Annotated in this window: 20 protein-coding genes and 1 pseudogene; 5 read left to right on the forward strand and 16 right to left on the reverse strand. The window is 64.2% G+C overall.

All coding sequences use genetic code 11. From position 1 onward, the window contains the following. Positions 1-311 precede the first annotated feature (311 nt). The gene (locus ACZ46S_RS13745; RefSeq protein WP_464062167.1) at positions 312-1,682 is read left to right on the forward strand and encodes a beta strand repeat-containing protein; all 1,371 of its coding nucleotides are present in this window, start codon (positions 312-314) and stop codon (positions 1,680-1,682) included. A 140-nt stretch (positions 1,683-1,822) separates the two neighbouring features. Here the strand turns inward: ACZ46S_RS13745 and msrB are convergent, their stop codons facing one another. Together msrB and ACZ46S_RS13755 are read right to left on the reverse strand one after the other, a co-directional pair. Continuing rightward, positions 1,823-2,233 carry a peptide-methionine (R)-S-oxide reductase MsrB gene (gene msrB, locus ACZ46S_RS13750; protein ID WP_464062168.1) on the reverse strand — a complete coding sequence of 137 codons (411 nt, stop codon included), beginning with the start codon at positions 2,231-2,233 and terminating at the stop codon, positions 1,823-1,825. 138 nt (positions 2,234-2,371) lie between these two features. Beyond that, a complete protein-coding gene (locus ACZ46S_RS13755) occupies positions 2,372-2,539 on the reverse strand; it encodes a hypothetical protein (protein ID WP_295739656.1) in 168 nt (55 codons plus the stop codon). Positions 2,540-2,759: 220 nt separating this feature from the next. On the opposite strand from ACZ46S_RS13755, the gene ACZ46S_RS13760 reads away from it, so the two are divergent. Together ACZ46S_RS13760 and gshB are read left to right on the forward strand one after the other, a co-directional pair. Then, positions 2,760-3,134 carry a hypothetical protein gene (locus tag ACZ46S_RS13760; protein WP_295739654.1) on the forward strand — a complete coding sequence of 125 codons (375 nt, stop codon included), beginning with the start codon at positions 2,760-2,762 and terminating at the stop codon, positions 3,132-3,134. 31 nt (positions 3,135-3,165) lie between these two features. Then, positions 3,166-4,112 (forward strand): annotated as a pseudogene (gene gshB / locus ACZ46S_RS13765) (glutathione synthase). Between the two features lie 44 nt (positions 4,113-4,156). Here the strand turns inward: gshB and ACZ46S_RS13770 are convergent. The 9 genes from ACZ46S_RS13770 to ACZ46S_RS13810 form a co-directional block, all read right to left on the reverse strand. Beyond that, positions 4,157-4,660 carry a flavin reductase gene (locus ACZ46S_RS13770; RefSeq protein WP_295739649.1) on the reverse strand — a complete coding sequence of 168 codons (504 nt, stop codon included), beginning with the start codon at positions 4,658-4,660 and terminating at the stop codon, positions 4,157-4,159. A gap of 28 nt (positions 4,661-4,688) precedes the next feature. Beyond that, positions 4,689-5,948, reverse strand: a complete 1,260-nt coding sequence (locus tag ACZ46S_RS13775; protein ID WP_464062169.1) for a DNA polymerase IV — start codon at positions 5,946-5,948, stop codon at positions 4,689-4,691. Positions 5,949-5,969: 21 nt separating this feature from the next. Further along, on the reverse strand, positions 5,970-6,704 hold the full coding sequence (locus ACZ46S_RS13780) for a manganese catalase family protein (protein WP_008494008.1): 735 nt from the start codon (positions 6,702-6,704) through the stop codon (positions 5,970-5,972). A gap of 104 nt (positions 6,705-6,808) precedes the next feature. Beyond that, entirely contained in the window at positions 6,809-7,591 is a 783-nt protein-coding gene (locus ACZ46S_RS13785) for an SDR family NAD(P)-dependent oxidoreductase (RefSeq protein WP_464062170.1), read from the reverse strand. Next, positions 7,582-8,244, reverse strand: coding sequence for a hypothetical protein (locus tag ACZ46S_RS13790; protein ID WP_464062171.1), 663 nt, complete (start codon positions 8,242-8,244; stop codon positions 7,582-7,584). Before ACZ46S_RS13790 ends, ACZ46S_RS13785 begins: the two co-directional genes overlap by 10 nt. Positions 8,245-8,256: 12 nt before the next feature. Beyond that, complete coding sequence (locus ACZ46S_RS13795) at positions 8,257-8,556, reverse strand: hypothetical protein (protein WP_464062172.1); 300 nt, start codon at positions 8,554-8,556, stop codon at positions 8,257-8,259. Further along, positions 8,556-9,305 carry an acyltransferase family protein gene (locus tag ACZ46S_RS13800; protein WP_464062173.1) on the reverse strand — a complete coding sequence of 250 codons (750 nt, stop codon included), beginning with the start codon at positions 9,303-9,305 and terminating at the stop codon, positions 8,556-8,558. The genes ACZ46S_RS13795 and ACZ46S_RS13800 overlap by 1 nt, the downstream gene beginning before the upstream one ends. Positions 9,306-9,595: 290 nt before the next feature. After that, entirely contained in the window at positions 9,596-10,330 is a 735-nt protein-coding gene (locus ACZ46S_RS13805) for an LrgB family protein (protein WP_295739639.1), read from the reverse strand. Beyond that, on the reverse strand, positions 10,323-10,679 hold the full coding sequence (locus ACZ46S_RS13810; RefSeq protein WP_464062174.1) for a CidA/LrgA family protein: 357 nt from the start codon (positions 10,677-10,679) through the stop codon (positions 10,323-10,325). Before ACZ46S_RS13810 ends, ACZ46S_RS13805 begins: the two co-directional genes overlap by 8 nt. A 94-nt stretch (positions 10,680-10,773) precedes the next feature. On the opposite strand from ACZ46S_RS13810, the gene ACZ46S_RS13815 reads away from it, so the two are divergent. Continuing rightward, positions 10,774-11,676 (forward strand): alpha/beta hydrolase, encoded by a 903-nt coding sequence (locus ACZ46S_RS13815; protein WP_464062175.1) that lies wholly within the window; start codon positions 10,774-10,776, stop codon positions 11,674-11,676. A 59-nt stretch (positions 11,677-11,735) separates the two neighbouring features. Then, positions 11,736-11,963, forward strand: a complete 228-nt coding sequence (gene rpmE / locus ACZ46S_RS13820; RefSeq protein WP_295739634.1) for a 50S ribosomal protein L31 — start codon at positions 11,736-11,738, stop codon at positions 11,961-11,963. A 213-nt stretch (positions 11,964-12,176) separates the two neighbouring features. On the opposite strand, the gene ACZ46S_RS13825 is transcribed toward rpmE, so the two are convergent. The 5 genes from ACZ46S_RS13825 to ACZ46S_RS13845 all read right to left on the reverse strand — a co-directional run bounded on the left by ACZ46S_RS13825 (position 12,177) and on the right by ACZ46S_RS13845 (position 16,241). Continuing rightward, positions 12,177-12,650 carry a hypothetical protein gene (locus ACZ46S_RS13825; protein WP_295739632.1) on the reverse strand — a complete coding sequence of 158 codons (474 nt, stop codon included), beginning with the start codon at positions 12,648-12,650 and terminating at the stop codon, positions 12,177-12,179. Then, positions 12,647-12,955, reverse strand: a complete 309-nt coding sequence (gene flgM, locus ACZ46S_RS13830) for a flagellar biosynthesis anti-sigma factor FlgM (RefSeq protein WP_464062176.1) — start codon at positions 12,953-12,955, stop codon at positions 12,647-12,649. The genes ACZ46S_RS13825 and flgM overlap by 4 nt, the downstream gene beginning before the upstream one ends. Continuing rightward, the gene (locus tag ACZ46S_RS13835; protein ID WP_144052725.1) at positions 12,952-13,329 is read right to left on the reverse strand and encodes a flagellar protein FliS; all 378 of its coding nucleotides are present in this window, start codon (positions 13,327-13,329) and stop codon (positions 12,952-12,954) included. Before ACZ46S_RS13835 ends, flgM begins: the two co-directional genes overlap by 4 nt. A gap of 18 nt (positions 13,330-13,347) precedes the next feature. Beyond that, positions 13,348-14,736 (reverse strand): flagellar filament capping protein FliD, encoded by a 1,389-nt coding sequence (gene fliD, locus ACZ46S_RS13840; protein ID WP_464062177.1) that lies wholly within the window; start codon positions 14,734-14,736, stop codon positions 13,348-13,350. Positions 14,737-14,807: 71 nt separating this feature from the next. Then, entirely contained in the window at positions 14,808-16,241 is a 1,434-nt protein-coding gene (locus ACZ46S_RS13845; protein ID WP_464062178.1) for a flagellin N-terminal helical domain-containing protein, read from the reverse strand. Positions 16,242-16,284 lie beyond the last annotated feature (43 nt).

Raw genomic sequence — 16,284 nt, forward strand, 5'->3', positions numbered from 1 at the left:
CGACTAAAATTCAACATTATTTAGACGAAGTTCCAAGAATGAAGCTTGTTTTGTAGAAGAAACGAAAAAACAGAGACTTGTCTAATAAAAAGCAATAAGTCTACAATGATAGTCAGTTTTGCTCGGGCGTAGCGGCTTTATTTGTATTTTTAATTGGCTTCTAATCAATACCATCAATTAAATCCACTTTTTGGGGCAAAAATTTTTGTGCTTCGCAACACGTTCTTAACAATCTGAGGTGGCCTTTCCCTTGCAATTCCGCTTCGGAGGCGGTACTAAACGCACAAAGGTGGAGATTTTAAGGGGTTATTATGAGCGGATCTTTGACTGTAGGTGGCGCGTTTAACGGCCAGAATGGTATTCTCAGTGTTCCGTCCGCTCTGTCGAGCTCGGTTAACACTCTGTTGCAGACCTATCTGAACGGCGTTACGGCGTCCGTGACCGGTGGGACCGCAAGCTTCACCAATAACGATATCGCCGCCGGTAAGGTGTTCACGGTCAACAACTCAGATACGTCCCACTTCACCGAAATCACCAATGTTGACTCCGTTGGCGCCTCCACCAGCGGCGCCGCGACTGGCGTGGCGAGTGTCGCCGCCGGCACCACCGACCTGTTCGTGCAGGTTCCGGGCAGCGTGACCGTCGATGGAGTGGCCTCCACCTCCGTCGCGATCTTCGGCGGCAACAGCAATGTCACCTATAATGTTGGCGGCGGCACCGGCTCGATCTTCGCTGCCGGCGGCGCTGACTCGCTGAACGCGACCGGCAATGGCTCCAGCTACAATGTGACCTCCGCGGGCAACGACACGCTGAACTTCAACGGCACCAACGGTGTCGAGACCGTGAACGCGACCGGCAACGCCACCACCTCCGTCTTCCTCGGCGGCGGCGATGTCGCGACCGTGACCGCCTCGGACAATTCCAAGGTCAGCGTGGTGTTCCACACCAACGCTGGTGGTAGCCTGGACTTTGTGAACGCCTCCTCCCAGGCGCAGACCATCTTCTCCGGCTCCTACTCTGTTGCTGGCGGCCAGCAGGTTTACGCTCCGAACTCCATCACCGTGTTCGGTGGCAGCGGCGGCGGCTTCTATGTCGGCGGCCGCGGTGGTTTTAATTCCATCAATGGCGGCACCGGCAGCTCGACCTTGGTCGGCGGTGGCCAAGGCGACACCCTGATCGCTGGTGGCGCCAACAACCAGCTGTTCAGCGGCGCCGGCGGCGAGACGCTGATGGGTGCCGGCACCGTGAACGGCTTCTATCTTGGTCTTGAAGAGCCTGGCATTGGCTCCATCCAGGCGGTTGGCGGTCTCGCCTCCGCGGGCGGCTCCGGCACCCAGACCTTCCTGATCGGCAATGTCGACGCCACGACCCTGACCGGTTCCACCGTCTCCGGTTCGCAGAACGTGTTCGACGTGCTCGGCACCTATACCACCACGGGTGGCCAGGCGCTGACCTTTGGCGGCTCCTCCTTCACCATCAATGATTTCAGCGGCAACGACACCATCAACTTGCTGAAGTCTCCTACCAGCGGTGCCGGCGGCCCGTCTGTCGAGAGCGTCCAGGCTGGTCTGACGGGCGGCACGCAGATCCTGCTGTCCGACAACACAGTGATCACTCTTTCGAACGTGACCACGAGCCAGGTGAGCGTCAACGGCGCCCACAATGTGATCACTTTCATCTAATCCGGCTCCCGGATCTCACCTGGAAACCTGCCTTGGCACGCCAAGGCAGGTTTTTTTTGGTTTGATGGCTGAGGTCCGGTCCAGGAGAATAAAGAACAGGGTCTTCGGCCAAAGGCTGAAGACCCTGTTCTGGTTTCGCTTCAGGCCGGGTGGAAATCCAGCACTTCGCCATTGATGCAATAGCGCAGCCCGGTGGGCGGCGGGCCGTCCTCGAACACATGGCCGAGATGGCCGCCGCAATTGCTGCAATGCGCCTCGATGCGGATCATGCCGTGGCTGCGATCGATGGTGGTGCCGATGGCGCCCTCAACCGGCTCGTTGAAGCTGGGCCAGCCGGTGCCGCTCTCGAACTTGGTGCCGGAGATGAACAGGGTCTGGCCGCAGCCGGCACAGGCGAAGCTGCCGGCGCGCTTCTCATAATTCAACGCGCAGGTGCCGGGCCGCTCGGTCGCGTGTTCGCGCAGAATGGCATATTGGTCGGGCGTCAGGCGCGCGCGCCACTCGGCATCCGATAATGTAAAGGGAAAGACAGTCTTGCTGTCTGTGCTCATGGCCGTCTCCTTGGGGCAGGTCTGCCCGTAATATAAGGAGGCGGCTTCGATGAGCCAACGGGTATCAGCTCCCGTTGCAGGGGCCAGCCTCGCGGCTGGCCAGCATGTGCAGGCGCGATGCGGCGCCGGTACGGCGGTTTAGCGGCTGGCGCTCTCGGCCGTCGGCAGCTTTTGGGTGCCCAGGGCGCGCCAGCGCTCCAGCGTCGCCTCACGGGCGGGCTTGCCATCGTTCAGAGATGCCGCGATCAGCCGGTCGATCACGGCGTTGCGAAGTTCGGCCTCGGTCTTCAGCATATTGGCAGGCATTGATTTACCCTCTGTTCGAAAACGCTCGGACGCTATGTCCATGCTTGTTACAGTGCATTGCAACAAAGGCATGATTAAGGCGGCCTCTTGATTTCAATGTGACAATCCCCGGCAGGATTTTCAGCAAAAAAAATTGTTGATAACTTGTTAGGCCCCGGTGCAAGCCGCTTCGGGTTTTGATAAGGGAGAGCAGGGTTTTTTTGTTTTCCCCAGGGCTTTCATGGCGAAGCGGGCTGTTTTCCGTATTTTATTCACGCTGGCCGGGCTGGGGGGCTTGGGCGCCTGTGCGGCGCCGCCGAAAATCGCCGCCAGCAATGATCTGCCACAATCGGAACAAGCCCTGAAAGGCTCGACGCCGCAGGTGCTGAATGCGGATTTCGGCCAGCCCTCGCTGCGCCGCACGGACGGGCAGGCCCAGGTCTGGCTGTATCATTCGCCGATCTGCGGCATGAATGTGTTCCTCTATCCGGATGCGCATGGCGTGCCGCGCGTGGCGGCGGCGGTGGCGGATGCCGGGGATGACCCGCAAAGCTGCATGATGAGCCTGGAACATCCCGTCGCGGCGGCGGCTCTGGAGCGCAACGCCTCCTCCTGATAGCCTAAGGCTAGTCAGTCATGAGGACAAAATGGCGTCTTTGAACATCGCCGTGCAGATGGACCCGCTGCACAGCATCGATATTACCGGCGATTCCACCTTCGCGCTGATGCTGGAAGCCCAGGCCCGGGGCCATCGACTCTGGCATTATGAAGTGCCGCATATGTGGCTGGACGGCGCCGTGCTGAAAGCCCGGGTGCGGCCGGTGGAGGTGCGCAACGAGGCAGGCGCGCATTATAAATTCGCCGATGAGCAGGTGATCGATCTGGGCAGCATGGATGTGGTGCTGATGCGCCAGGACCCGCCCTTCGACATGGCCTATATCACCGCGACGCATCTGCTGGAGCATATCCACCCCAAAACGCTGGTGGTGAACAACCCGGCTTCCGTGCGCAACGCGCCGGAGAAGCTGCTGGTGACGCATTTCCCGCAGCTGATGCCACCGACGCTGATCTCCTGGGATCGCGGCGCGATCCGGGATTTCCGGGCACTGCATAAGGATATTATCGTGAAGCCGCTCTTCGGCAATGGCGGCATCGGGGTGTTCCGGATCAAGCCGGATGATGAGAATCTCGGCTCGCTGCTGGACATGTTCTTCGCCGCCTCGCGCGAGCCGCTGATGGTGCAGCGCTACGAGCCGGCGGTGCGCAAGGGGATAAGCGGATCATCCTGATCGATGGCGAGCCGCTGGGGGCGATCAACCGGGTGCCGGCGGAGGGGGATTCGCGCTCCAACATGCATGCCGGCGGCAAGGCGGAGCCGACCAGGCTGACGGCGCGCGAGCAGGAGATTTGCGCGGCGATCGGCCCGACCTTGAAGGCGCAGGGGCTGCTATTCACCGGGATCGACGTGATCGGGGATTATCTCACCGAGATCAACGTCACCTCGCCGACCGGGCTGCAGCAGATCGCCCGGTTCGACGGCCTCAATCTCGCAGCGGCGATTCTGGCGAAAATCGAGACACTCCGCGCCGCCTGAGTCGTAAAAGTTTTGGGGGCTTTTTTCAAAAAGTCCCCAAGACTTTACCCCAGCTTCGCCAGAATCTGATGATAGGCCCGGCCATGATACACCAGCCCAGAGCCGGTCGGGCCGAGATGGATGGCCTGCACCTCGCAGAAGAACACGGTATGGGTGCCCACTTCGGTCTGCTGCACCACCTTGCAGTCCAGGCTGGCGGTGGCGGCCTCAAGCGCCGGGGCGCCGGTGACGAGGCGGATCCAGCTTCCATGGCTGAAGCGCTCTTCCATGCCGAGATCGCCCTTGCCGGCGAAGATCGGGGAGAGCGCCTCATGCTCATGCGCCAGCACATTCACGCAGATGATGCCGGCTTCCTTGAAGGCCTCATATTGGCGGCTGGTGCGGTTGATGCAGACCAGCAGCGTGGCCGGGCTGTCGGTCACCGAGCAGACGGCGGAGACGGTCATGCCGACATCACCCTGCGGGCCGCGCGTGGTGATGATGTTAACGGCGGCGCCCATGCGGGCCATCGCCTCGCGGAACAGGCTGGTATCTACGGCAGCGCTCATCGTTAAAATCCCCTGAAGCCGTCGGGTTTTAATCCTTCCCCCTGGGCGGGCGCAAGCTGCGGCCGCGCTGAACGGCCTGTTCCCCAAACCGCGAGCGCAAGGCGTCGATGGCGTCCTGCCGGGCGCGGCGGCGGGGCGTTGCGGTATCGGCCAGATCGCCCAGATCCGCCTGGGCGGAAGGGGCCAAAGGTGCTGCGCCGATGCCGATGAGCCGGAAGCGTGTGCCGGTGGCCTCCGCGGCCAGCAGGGCCTGGGCGGCTTCGAAGATGGTCTCGGGCAGGCGGGTGGGGGCGGGCAGGCGCTGGCTGCGGGTGCGCTGCTGGAAATCCGCGGTTTTCAGCTTCAGCACCAGACCGGCGGCGGCGGCATCCTCGCGGTGCAGGCGCCGCCCCAGCTTCTCGCAGAGCGGCCAGAGCGCGGCTTCCAGCGCGGTGCGGTCGGAGAGATCGGTCTCGAAGGTGGTTTCGGCGCTGATGGATTTGCTCTCGCGCTCAGCCCGGACGGGGCGGGTATCTTCCAGCCGGGCGCGGGCGACCAGCGCCAGCCCCTCATTGCCGAGCCTGGCGGCCTGGGCCGGCTCCAGCGCGGCGAGCTGGGCGATGGTGATCAGCCCCAAGGCTTCAAGCTTTTTCACCTGGGCCGGGCCGATGCCGGGCAGCAGCCCGACTTTTTCATTGGCGAGCAGCTTCTCCGCTTCCTCACCCAACACGGCAAAGCCGCGCGGCTTGCCGCGCTCGGCCGCCAGCTTGGCCAGCATGCGGTTGCGCGCCAGCCCGATGGAGATGGTGATGCCGAGCTCCGTTTCGATCCGCCGTGCCAGACGGGTCAGCACGATGGCCGGCGGCGCGCCGTGCAGCGCCTGGGTGCCGGAGAGGTCGAGGGCGGCTTCATCGATGGAAAGCGGTTGCACCAGCGGGGTCAGCGCCTCCATCATCTCCCGCACCTGGCGCGAGACGGTGGCATATTTCGCCATGTCCGGGCGCAGCACCACGGCGTTGGGGCAAAGCTGCCTGGCCTTGAACATCGGCATCGCGGAGCGCACGCCATGGATGCGCGCGATATAGCAGCAGGTGGAGACCACGCCGCGCACCCCGCCGCCAACGATCACCGGTTTGTCGCGCAATTCCGGATGGTCGCGCTTTTCCACCGCGGCGTAGAAGGCATCGCAATCAATATGGGCGATCGACAAGGTGAACAGCTCTGGGTGCGAAACAATTCGCACCCCGCCGCATTTGATGCAGGCGGGGCCTTGGCAGATCGCGTCGCAATCGCGGCAGAGGGCGGGCATCTCAGCCCGCCCGCGGCGATGTTATTCGGCGGCGAGATGGATTTTCTCGTCGTCCGGATTGGCTGGGGAGGCGGGAATCTTGCCCTTGGGCTGCGGGTTTTCGATATAGTCGAACGGCGCCTCGTTCCAGGGGCCGCGCCCCTCCTCGCCCTGGCTGAGATTGAACACCACATCCACCGTGTCGTCCGGCTTGACATTGCCGAACATCGGATCGTCGAGTTTGCCGATGGCGTCGAGCGCTTTCATGAACATGTTGGTGTGGGTGATTTCGCGGGTGAGCAGATGTGTCAGCGCGTCGATGGTGCCCTTGTCCTTGGTGCATTTCAGCAGCGCTTCGTAGGTCTGCCGTGCCCCGCCTTCCGCCGCGATATTGGCGCGCAGATCGCGCACCACGTTGCCACCCTCGTTGATGTAGGTCGCGGTCCAGGCCGAGCCCTGGCTGTCGACGAAATGCGGCCCGATGCCTTTCATTTTGAAAAGCGGCGCCTCGTAGACCTTGGTCTGGTCGAGCTTGGCGGTGTGCTGGGTGATCAGCTTGCCGACCATTTCCAGATGGTTGAATTCCTCCAGCGCGATATCCTGCAGCATGTCGCGCAGCGCCGGGTTTTCGACATGGAAGGACTGCACCCAATATTGCAGGGCGGCGGTGAGCTCGCCGGTGGCGCCGCCAAATTGTTCCAGCAGAAACTGGCCGAATTGCGGATCCGGCGTGCCGACATTCACGGGATAGAAGAGTTCTTTTCTGTGGTAGAACATGCTGGTGTCTCCTCGGGGTTTTGGAACCCTGAGAGTCGGCATGCGGTGCCGCCCGCGCAAGCATATTCGATGTCATGAAGGTGCTTTTAAGAAGCTCGTTATTTTCAAATTTGCGAGTCATCGATGACATAGGAGGCGGTGAGGCCGCCATCGATCGTGTAGGCGGAGCCGGTAATGAAGCTGGCGTCATCGGATGCCAGGAATGCGACAAGGTTGGCGATCTCGGCGGGCTCGGCGAGGCGGCCCATCGGGATATAGCGCCGGCGCAGCGCCCAGGCCTCTTCATCCGCCAGAAACGCCTTCACCAAAGGCGTCGCGGTGGGGCCAGGGCAGATGGCGACGGCGCGCAGCTTCTGCCTTGCATACATGATGGCGAGCTCACGCGTCATCGCCAGCACGCCGCCTTTCGCGGCGGTGTAGGCGATCTGCGGAAAGGCGGAGCCGACCAGCGCGACGATGGAGGCGTTGTTGATGATGACGCCGTTGCCGGAAGCGAGCAGATGCGGAATCGCCGCCTTGCAGCAGAGAAAAACCGAAGTGAGGTTGGCGGCGAGGGTGGCGTTCCAGCTTTCCAGCGTGGTTTCCACCGGCCCGGCATCGTCAGTGCGGCAGATGCCGGCATTGTTGAAAATCACATCCAGCCCGCCGAAATGCCGCACGGATTGGGCGATCATCGCGGCGCAGGCCTCCTCCTGCGTCAGATCGCCCGCCACCGCGAAGGCCTCGCCGCCGCCCGCGCGGATCGTGGCGGCCACCGCCTCGGCGGTGTTTGCGTGCAGATCGGCGCAGATCACCCGCGCCCCCTCGGCGGCGCATTTTTCCGCCGTGGCGCGGCCGATGCCGCCCGCCGCCCCGGTGATGAAAACCCGTTTGCCCTTCAGACGCATGACATGATCGCTCGCAACTGCCCGGCGAGAGTTTCGCCCGGCGCGAAGGCGCCGTCAAAGGCGGCGGAGCCGACGGTGAAGCCATCCGCCCCGGCATCGCGCAGGGCCGCGATGCGGGCGGGGCTATCCACCCCGCCGGCGCAGATCAGCTTTCTGGTCCCCAGCCCGCGCCGCGCGGCGCGCACCAGCGACAGCGGATCGGCCGCGGTGGCGCGGTAGGCGAGCAGATCCGCCCCGGCGCAGCCCTGGGCGACGAAATCGGCGCAATGCGCCTCCACCAGCGCCGCATCGCCGCCGAGACGGGTGGGGTGGCCGATGGGCGTGCCGGGGAAGGGGTAATAGCCGATGCCGGTGTCCGCCAGCAGCGCCAGCGTCGCCGCCACCTCGGTGCCGCCCAGCAGCCGGTCCACCCCGATCGCCTTGCCGATCCGCGCCGAGTCCAGCGCGGTTTGCGGGGTGGTGGCGACGACTTCGAGATAGGAGACCGCCCCCGCCGCCTTGATCCGCGCATTCAGGGTGCGCAGCGTCTCCGCATCCGCGCCGATATCCTTGAAGCCGATATGGCGCAGCCCGAGCGGGGCGATTTCGTCCAGAACCGCCAGGCAGTCCGGCACCGTGCGGTCGTGGCGGGTGAGCATGAAGATGAAATCCATGCCCCGATGCTGTCATTCCCGGACCGGGCGGGCAATAACCAGAGGGAATAATTTTTTCTTACCCCGCCGCATAAAGGGCAGCTCGACGAGGTGATGCAGCGCCGCCGCGAGGCCGCAGGAGCCCAGCACCGCCAGCGCCAGGAAAACGAGGCTGAACCAGCCCGGATGCGCGGCCAGAGCCGGGCCGAGCCAGAGCGCCAGCAGCCGCTCCGTGGGCTCGTTCACCAGATAAAGCGGGTAGGAGACGGCGCCGAGATAGAGCAGCCTGCGATTGGCCAAAAGCGCCCCCCAGCGCTGTCGCTGCGCCAGCATCAGCGCCAGCCAGAACAAGGCGGTAAAAGCGCGCTCCGGCGTGCCCAGCAGCGCCAGCAGGCAGAGCCCGGCCAGGCAGGCGAGAAACGGCGCCGCGCGGCCGGAGAGCAGCCAGATGCGGCTGCACAGCCCGAGCGCGAACCAGCCGGCCTGGGCGGGCAGGAAGGCGCGGGAGAATTCGGCATGTGCCGGCAGCAGCGCATAGAGCAGCGCCCCCCCATCAGCAGCGCCGCCAGCCCGCCCAGCTTTTTCGGCGCGGCGAGGCCGATCAACAGATAGAACTGCCATTCGGTGGAGAGCGACCAGGCCGGGCCGAGCAAGGTCACCCAGCCATAAGGCAGCAGCCTGTCGGGGATCAGCCCGTGCAGCAAGGTGAGATGCGCCAGCAGATGCGCCCAGAGCGGCTGCGGCAGGCCGGGGGAGACGATCTCACGCGCCGCCATGCCGGTCCAGGGCAGGGCGGAGAGCGGATCGCCCAGGGCCTCGATGCTGACCGCGGCGCCCAGCACCAGGAGATAGACCGGCAGCAGCCGGCGGGCGCGGGCCTGGATGAAGGGCCAGAAGCGCCCGCCATGCTGCTCCAGCGCGCCGGCGATCACCAGCCCGCTGAGGGCGAAGAACAACTCCACCGCCGCCTGGCCATGGGCGAACAGGCGTTGCGCCCAGAGGGGGGCGGTGGTCAGCGGCAGGGCGTGGCTGAGCAGCACATACATCGCCAGCAGGCCGCGCACACCATCGAGGCGTCGCATCCGTTGCATGATGCAACCTAGGCGCGAAATCGTTTCGATGCCAGTGCGATAATGCGTAGGCTGAGAAGATATGAACGTTTTTGGCGCATGTTCGGGGGGCGGCAAGGTCGGGGCAGCCGCCCGGCGTTTTCGCCGCTTTTTTGTAAAAAAGCGGCACCAAAAAACTTTTGTTTTTTAGAGCAATATGTGTTTAGGTTGACGCGCCAGCGTCAAAATAAACACATGAAATTGCTCGCTAAAACAAAATTTAGAGCATTAAGCTAAAAGCTTGATGCTCTAAAGGCTCTTTTTCAAAGCGGCAGCAGCGCCACCAGCAGCGGCACGATGATCGCGGTGACGATGCCGTTCAGCCCGATCGCCAGCCCGCCAAAAGCGCCGGCGGTTTCGTTCAGCCGGATCATATGCGCGGTGGCGATGCCATGCGCCGCCGTCCCCGCCGCCAGCCCTTGCGCCTCCCACGCCCGCACCCGCGCCGCCTTGTAGAGCGGCCCGCAGATCAGCGTGCCGAACAGCCCGGTGATGATGACGAACACGGCGGTGAGGGCGGGCAACCCGCCCAGCTGCTGCGCCACGCCCATCGCGATCGGCGTGGTCACGGATTTCGGCCCCAGCGACATCACCACCTCATGCGGCGCCCCCAGCGCCTTGGCGATGAGCATCGCGGACAGGGAAGCCACCAGCGAGCCGGCGCCGAGCGAGACCAGGATCGGCACGAAATTGCGGCGGATGGCCGGCCAGTTGGCATACATCGGCACCGCCAGCGCCACGGTGGCGGGGCCGAGCAGGAAATGGATATAGACCGCGCCGGAGAAATAGGTCTGGTAGCTGGTGCCGGTGAGCAGCAAGGCGGCCACCAGCATCGCCACCGCCAGCACGGTCGGGTTGCTATAGGCCTTGTGGCCGGCGCGCTGGTCCAGCAGGGCGGCCACTTCCCAGGCGCAGAGCGTGGCGGCCAGGCCGAGCAGCGGCTGCGTCTGCAGATAGACCCAGACATGAAAGAACGGCAGCGGCAGCAGCTTATGCATGGGGCTTGGCCTCGCGCCGGGTGAGGAACCATTGCATGGTAACCCCGGTCACCAGCAGCCCCAGCGTGGTGGAGACGGCGATGGCGACCAGAATGGCCAAAGCATTTTCCCGCAAGGCCGCGAATTCATTGACGATGCCCACCCCGGCGGGGACGAAGAGCAGGCCGAGATATTTCAGCAGCCCCTGGGCGGTCTGGCGCAGCTCCTCGCTCGGCGGCCCGAATTTCAGAAACCAGGCCAGCGCCAGGATCAGCCCGATCACCGGCCCCGGCACCGGTAGCCCCAGCCCTTGCTGGATGATGGTGCCCACCAGCTGGTACAAAACCAGTATTGTCAGTGCTCTGACCATTTAAGCTCTCCCAACGCCTTGGCGGACGGCCGCGCCAGGGCCATGTTGCAATGCGATGCCACCGCTTGCCTAAACCGTGACGGAGCCAAAAACCATGCCCAGCTGGCAGTCTTATCTGGTCAACCCGCTGTTGCGCGTCTTCGTCAAGCGCAAGCTGGCGCGCGCCTTCACGCCGCAGCAGGCGCGGGCCGCCTTTAGCCGGCGTCCGCCGCAAGCGGTGCCGGGGGTGGCCTTTACCGCGGCGCAGGAGGGGGGCGTGCCGGGCGAATGGGCACGCCAGCCGGGCCATGCCGGGCGGGTGATGCTGTATCTGCACGGGGGCGGGTATTTTGCCTGCTCACCGGCCACGCACCGGCCGATCACCGGCGGCTTTGCCCGGCTGGGCTTCTCGGTCTTCGCTCCGGATTACCGGCTGGCGCCGGAGCATCCGTTTCCGGCGGCGGTGGATGATGCGCTGGCCGCCTATCGCGGGCTGCTGGCGGCGCATGGGGCACGGCACCTGGTGGTGGCGGGGGACTCGGCCGGGGGCGGGCTGGCCCTGGCCTTGATGCTGGCGGCGCGCGAGGCCGGGCTGGAGCTGCCCGCCGCCCTGGTGCTGTTCTCGCCCTGGACGGATCTGGCCGCCACCGGCGCCTCGGTGAAAACCAACGCCAAGCGCGATGCCATGCTGATCGGCCACCGCATCGAGGAGGCGGCCAGCCATTATCTGGGCAAGGCCTCGGCCCGCAACCCGCTGGCCTCGCCGCTTTACGGCGATCTGCACGGCTTGCCGCCGATGCTGGTCCAAGTCTCCGATAGCGAGATCTTGCTGGATGATTCCACCCGCCTGGCGGCGAAGGTGCGCCAGGCCGGGGGCGAGGTGGAGCTGTCAATCTGGCCGGGTCTGCCGCATGTCTGGCAGATCAGCCAGAGTTTCCTCCCCGAAGCGCGCGAAGCCCTGGCCCAGGCGGACAGATTCGCGCGATCGGCCCTTGCATCCGCCGCCGTGCCAGCGTAAAGCCGGGCCTTCCTCGCTGCCGGTCGGGATCGGCGGCTTTTTCGTATGGAGTTTACACGGTGAAAGCCAACATTCATCCGGACTATCACGAGGTCACCATCATCATGACCGATGGGACCGAATACAAGACCCGCTCCTGCATGGGCGTCGCGGGCGAGACATTGCGTCTGGACATCGATCCGAAGTCCCACCCGGCCTGGACCGGCGTGCAGCGCGTGATGGACACGGGCGGCCAGGTCGCGAAGTTCAACAAGCGCTTCGCTGGGATCGGCACCCGCAAGGCGTAAGCGTACTCGCGAGGAGCGCTTACGAAAAAGCCGCCCAACGGGCGGCTTTTTTTATGCCAAAAGTTTTTTGGTGCCGCTTTTTTTCAAAAAAGCGGCGAAGAGGTTGGGGGTGGTGGCACATTCGTTGCCACCACCCCCAACCTTCGTGGGGACTTTTTGAAAAAAGTCCCCACACCCCCCAAAAACTTTTGCAAATTTTTCAAGATGTTGTTTTCAGGCTTCGGCGATCAGTCGCCCGGCCTCCGCCATGCCCAAGGCCTGCAGGCTGCGCAATGCCGCGCTCAGCCCTTTATTGAGCTGCTGGGCGCGCCGGTTGGCGGCGGCGGAGCGTTTGGCGAAGCGCCCCAGCGCGCCGCGCAGCGCCTCGGCCAGGCGGGCGGCCTCGCTCTGTTCGGCCTCGCGCAGCTGGATGGCGGCGGCGGCCAGATTGGCGGCGCCGAGATGCCCCATCATCGTCGCGATATCCGCGAAGGCGGGCGCGGCATGGTTCAGCGCCTGCTCCAGCAGCGCCGCTTCCTGGGAGATTTCGTTCGGCTTGCCGCTCAGCATCAGCTGGTCCAGCCGCTGCAGCTTGGCGCTCAGATCCTCGACCAGCGCCAGCCCATCTTGCAGAATGACGCTGATGCTCGCCTTTTCGCTGAGCAGAGGCGGCAGTTCCACCGGCCGGAATTGCCCCGAGACACTCACGAGCCGGTCTCGTTCAGCACGGTGGAGATGGCCTGGGCGAGTGTTTCCGGTGAGACATTATAGGTGCCATTGGCCAGCGCCTGGCGGATGGCGGTCACGTTGGCCTGGTCGATACCGCTGGAGGTGCGGGCGGCGGTGAGCAAGGCGGTGCCGGTCTGTGCGGCTTCGCTGAGGGTGACGCTGTCGGTCTGCACCGTTTGCGGGCTGGTGGTGGCGGCAGCGCTTTCCGGCTTGGCGGTTTGCACCGGCGGGCTGGCGGCGGCATCCGTGCCTTGCGGGCTGTAGGATTGGATTCGGCTGGTCATGCGGCCACCACGCTTTCGGGCTGGTTGGTCATCTCAGTGTCGAGCAGGGACAAGGCGGCGTCGAAATCCCGCAGCGCCTCCAGGCTGTTCTCCGCATTGGCGCGCAGCAAGGTGAAGCGCAAGGCGGCATAGATGGTCATCAAGGCCGGGCCGAGCGTGCTGCCCTCCTGCGTATCCAGCACGCCGCTGAGCAGGGTCAGCAGCTCATCCGCGCGGGCAATCATCAGCGCCTTGGTCGGCTGGTCGGCTTCCTCGATGGCCAGGCGCGCCCGCCGGCCATATTGGCGCAATGCCCGCCAGCCGGGCCGCAGCCAATGGATGCCGGGCGGCCCGTCAAACATCGCCGCGCGGTAAGTGATATTGATTGCATCCATGCTCAACTCGTTCATGGTTTAGCCCGAGCTCGAAGAATTATTGCCGAGGAAGATGCTGAGATAGGCCTGGGTGACGCTGGCGGAACTGGCCGAGGTTTCGGCGGCCGTATATTGTTTCTGCAGCTCGGTGATGGTGGCGGAGGCCTGTTTGCTGATCAGGGTGATCTGCTGCTGGATCGAATTGATCGCGTCGTTCAGCGAGGAGGTCTGCGCGCTGATGAAGCCGGTGATGCTGCTGGCGCCGGTGGCGCTGGAGGCGGCGGCGCCGATGGCGCCCGTGGTGAGATTGTCCAGGCTGGTATAGAGCTTTGAAACCAGCGTCTGCACCGCGGACGGGTTCTTGCTGAAGGCCGAGGAGAAGGCGGTGCTGTTGAAGCTCACCGTGCCGGCGCTGGTCAGGGTCAGCCCGATCGCCGCCGCGCTCAGCCCGCTTGATTCCAGCGAGCTGACCGCGTTCATCAGCTGGTTTTTCAGATTGGCGGCGGAGAAATTGCCAAGCAGCACGCCGGATTTCGCGGAACCGGAGGAGGCGGCGGTGCTGCTGGCGGTGCCGACATATTTGGTCTCGGCGCTGATCGCGGACAAGGCGGTGTTGAGGCTGTTGGCGACATCGAGCACGCTGCCGGACAAGGCGGTGGGCGAGGAGCTGACCGAAACGCTGGCATTGCCGGAGCCGGCGAGGGAAATGGTGACTCCGGCGATGGCGCTGCCAAGGCTGTTGCTGGCGCTGGTGATGGGGATGCCGTTGAGGCTGAGGCTGGCATTCACCGCGCTCTGCGCCTTGATCTCGCTGCCCGGGCTGGCGCTGCTATAGGCGAATTGCGCCAGCGCGCCGGTCCCGGAGACGGAAAAGGCGGCGCTGGCGCCGGTGGCGCTGCTGTTGAACACCAGCCGCGCGCCGGCCGAGGTGCTGAGCACCGAGGCCTGTACCCCGCCATGCTGTTTATTGACGGCGGCGGCGATGTCATTGAGCGTCATGCTGCCGGAGCCGAGCGATATCGTCTCGCTCTTGCCGCTGGCCAGGGTGAAGGCCAGCTGCCCGGCGCCGCCGGAGAGCGTGGCATGGGATGAGCCGAGCAGGCCGGAATACAGCTCCTGCCCCTTGGCGAGGCTGATGCTGGTGAGATTATAGGTGCCGGTGGCGGCGCTGGCATTCGCGGTGGCGGTGGCGACCAGCGTGTTGTTGCTGGTGGCGGCGCGCGCATTGATGGTGGAAATATTCTGGATGTGAACCAGGCTGTCCGAGAGGCTGGAAATCGCCCCGCTGATGCTGCCCCAGGCGGAGATCAGCGCCTTGTCCGCGGCAACCTGGGTGCCGAGCGACGTGATCGGCGCTTCCAGCCTTTTGGTGACGGCGGAAATATTGCTGTTGATCGCGGCGGAGCTGAGCGAGGAGACGGTCGACATCGTTCACCTTCATGGCCGGGTTGAGACGGAATTGGCCGGGGCAATTTGCCCCGGCCAGGTTAACCAATCGATTACGGCAGCAGGGAGAGATAGCTCTGCTGCAGCTGGGTCGAGTTCTTGAGCGCCGCCACGCCGGACTGCGCCTGGATCGTCGCCTGCGTCAGCTTGTTCGCCACCTGCGGGATGTTGGCATCCTGCACGACGCCCAAGGCCGTCGTGACATTGGTGGCGGTGGTGTTCAGATTATTGATATTGGCGGTGAGGCGCTGCTGCACCGCACCCAGCTGGCCGCCCTGATTATTGAGGCCGGCCAGAGCGTATTTGATGACATTTATGGCATTATTGGCGCCGGCTGTGGTGCCGACATTGATGCTGGCCAGCGAGGTGAGCGAGGTGGCCCCGGCCAGCTTCGCGGAACCGCTGACGGTAAAGGCCGCGCTGGACTGGAATTGCACCTGGCCCTGCTGGATGTCGCCAGTGGCGGCGAGATGTCCGGCGAGGGAGGTCACCGTGCCGCCATTGCCGGCGGTGGTGGCCGTACCGGCGGAAGAGAACTTGATATTCTGGCCATTTTCCTGCTTCAGCGTGAGCTTGCCGCTCGCGCTGGAGGCGACGACGCCGCTGGTGCTGGTCTGCTGATTGATCTGGGATACGACCTCGGAAAGGCTGGAGGCATTCACCGCGACCGCACCGCCAATATTGGCACCAGAGCCCGAGGCCTGCAGCTTGAACTTGATATTGCCGTTGGCGCTGGCGGCAACATTGTAGGTGACCGTGTTGGTCGCCTGCGCCTGCACGCCGGTTTTGCCAGAAATATTGGTGGCGGCCTTAGCGATCGCCGCGGCGGATTCTGTCGCGGTGGTGGTAAAGTTGCCGGAACCGCCGGTTGGGCCGGTAACCGTCACCGTCGAACCGGTGAACGCGCCGGCCGCGCTGACCAGACCGGATGAGGTGTTGGTGAAGGCGCTGCCCTTGGCCGTGGCATACATGCCAATATTTGAGGCCGTCGTGTTGCCGATCGAAAGATTCAGCGTCTGGCCTTCATTCGCGCCGACCTGGAACTGCACGCCGGAGAAGGTGCCATCCAGCAGATTGATGTTGTTGAACTGGGTCTGCGAGGCGATGGTGGTGACCTGGCTGGTCAGCTGCCCGACCAGGGTTTGCAAAGACTGCGACTCCGCCGGGGTCTGTGTGCCGTTGGCGGCCTGCACGGCGATGGAGTTGAGCTGCTGCACGATGCCGATCTGCTGGCCGATGGCGCTCTGCGCCGTCTGCAGCAGGGAGACGCCCTGGTTGGCGTTGGAGGTCGCCTGGGTCAGGCCGTTGAGCTGGGAGGTGAAGCCCTGCGCGGTGATATAGCCCGCCGGATTGTCAGCCGGAGAGTTGATCGACATGCCGCTGGCCAGCTCGCTCTGCAGCGAATTATTCGTCTGCGAGGTGGCGGCGATGGAGTTGAGCGCCGACAGCGCCCCGGTATTGGTGAGGATGGATCCGATGGCGGACATTAGGCAAAAGCTCCTTGGTTATGGTTGCCGTACCTATTCATTC

The organism is Acidocella aluminiidurans, assembly GCF_055383125.1.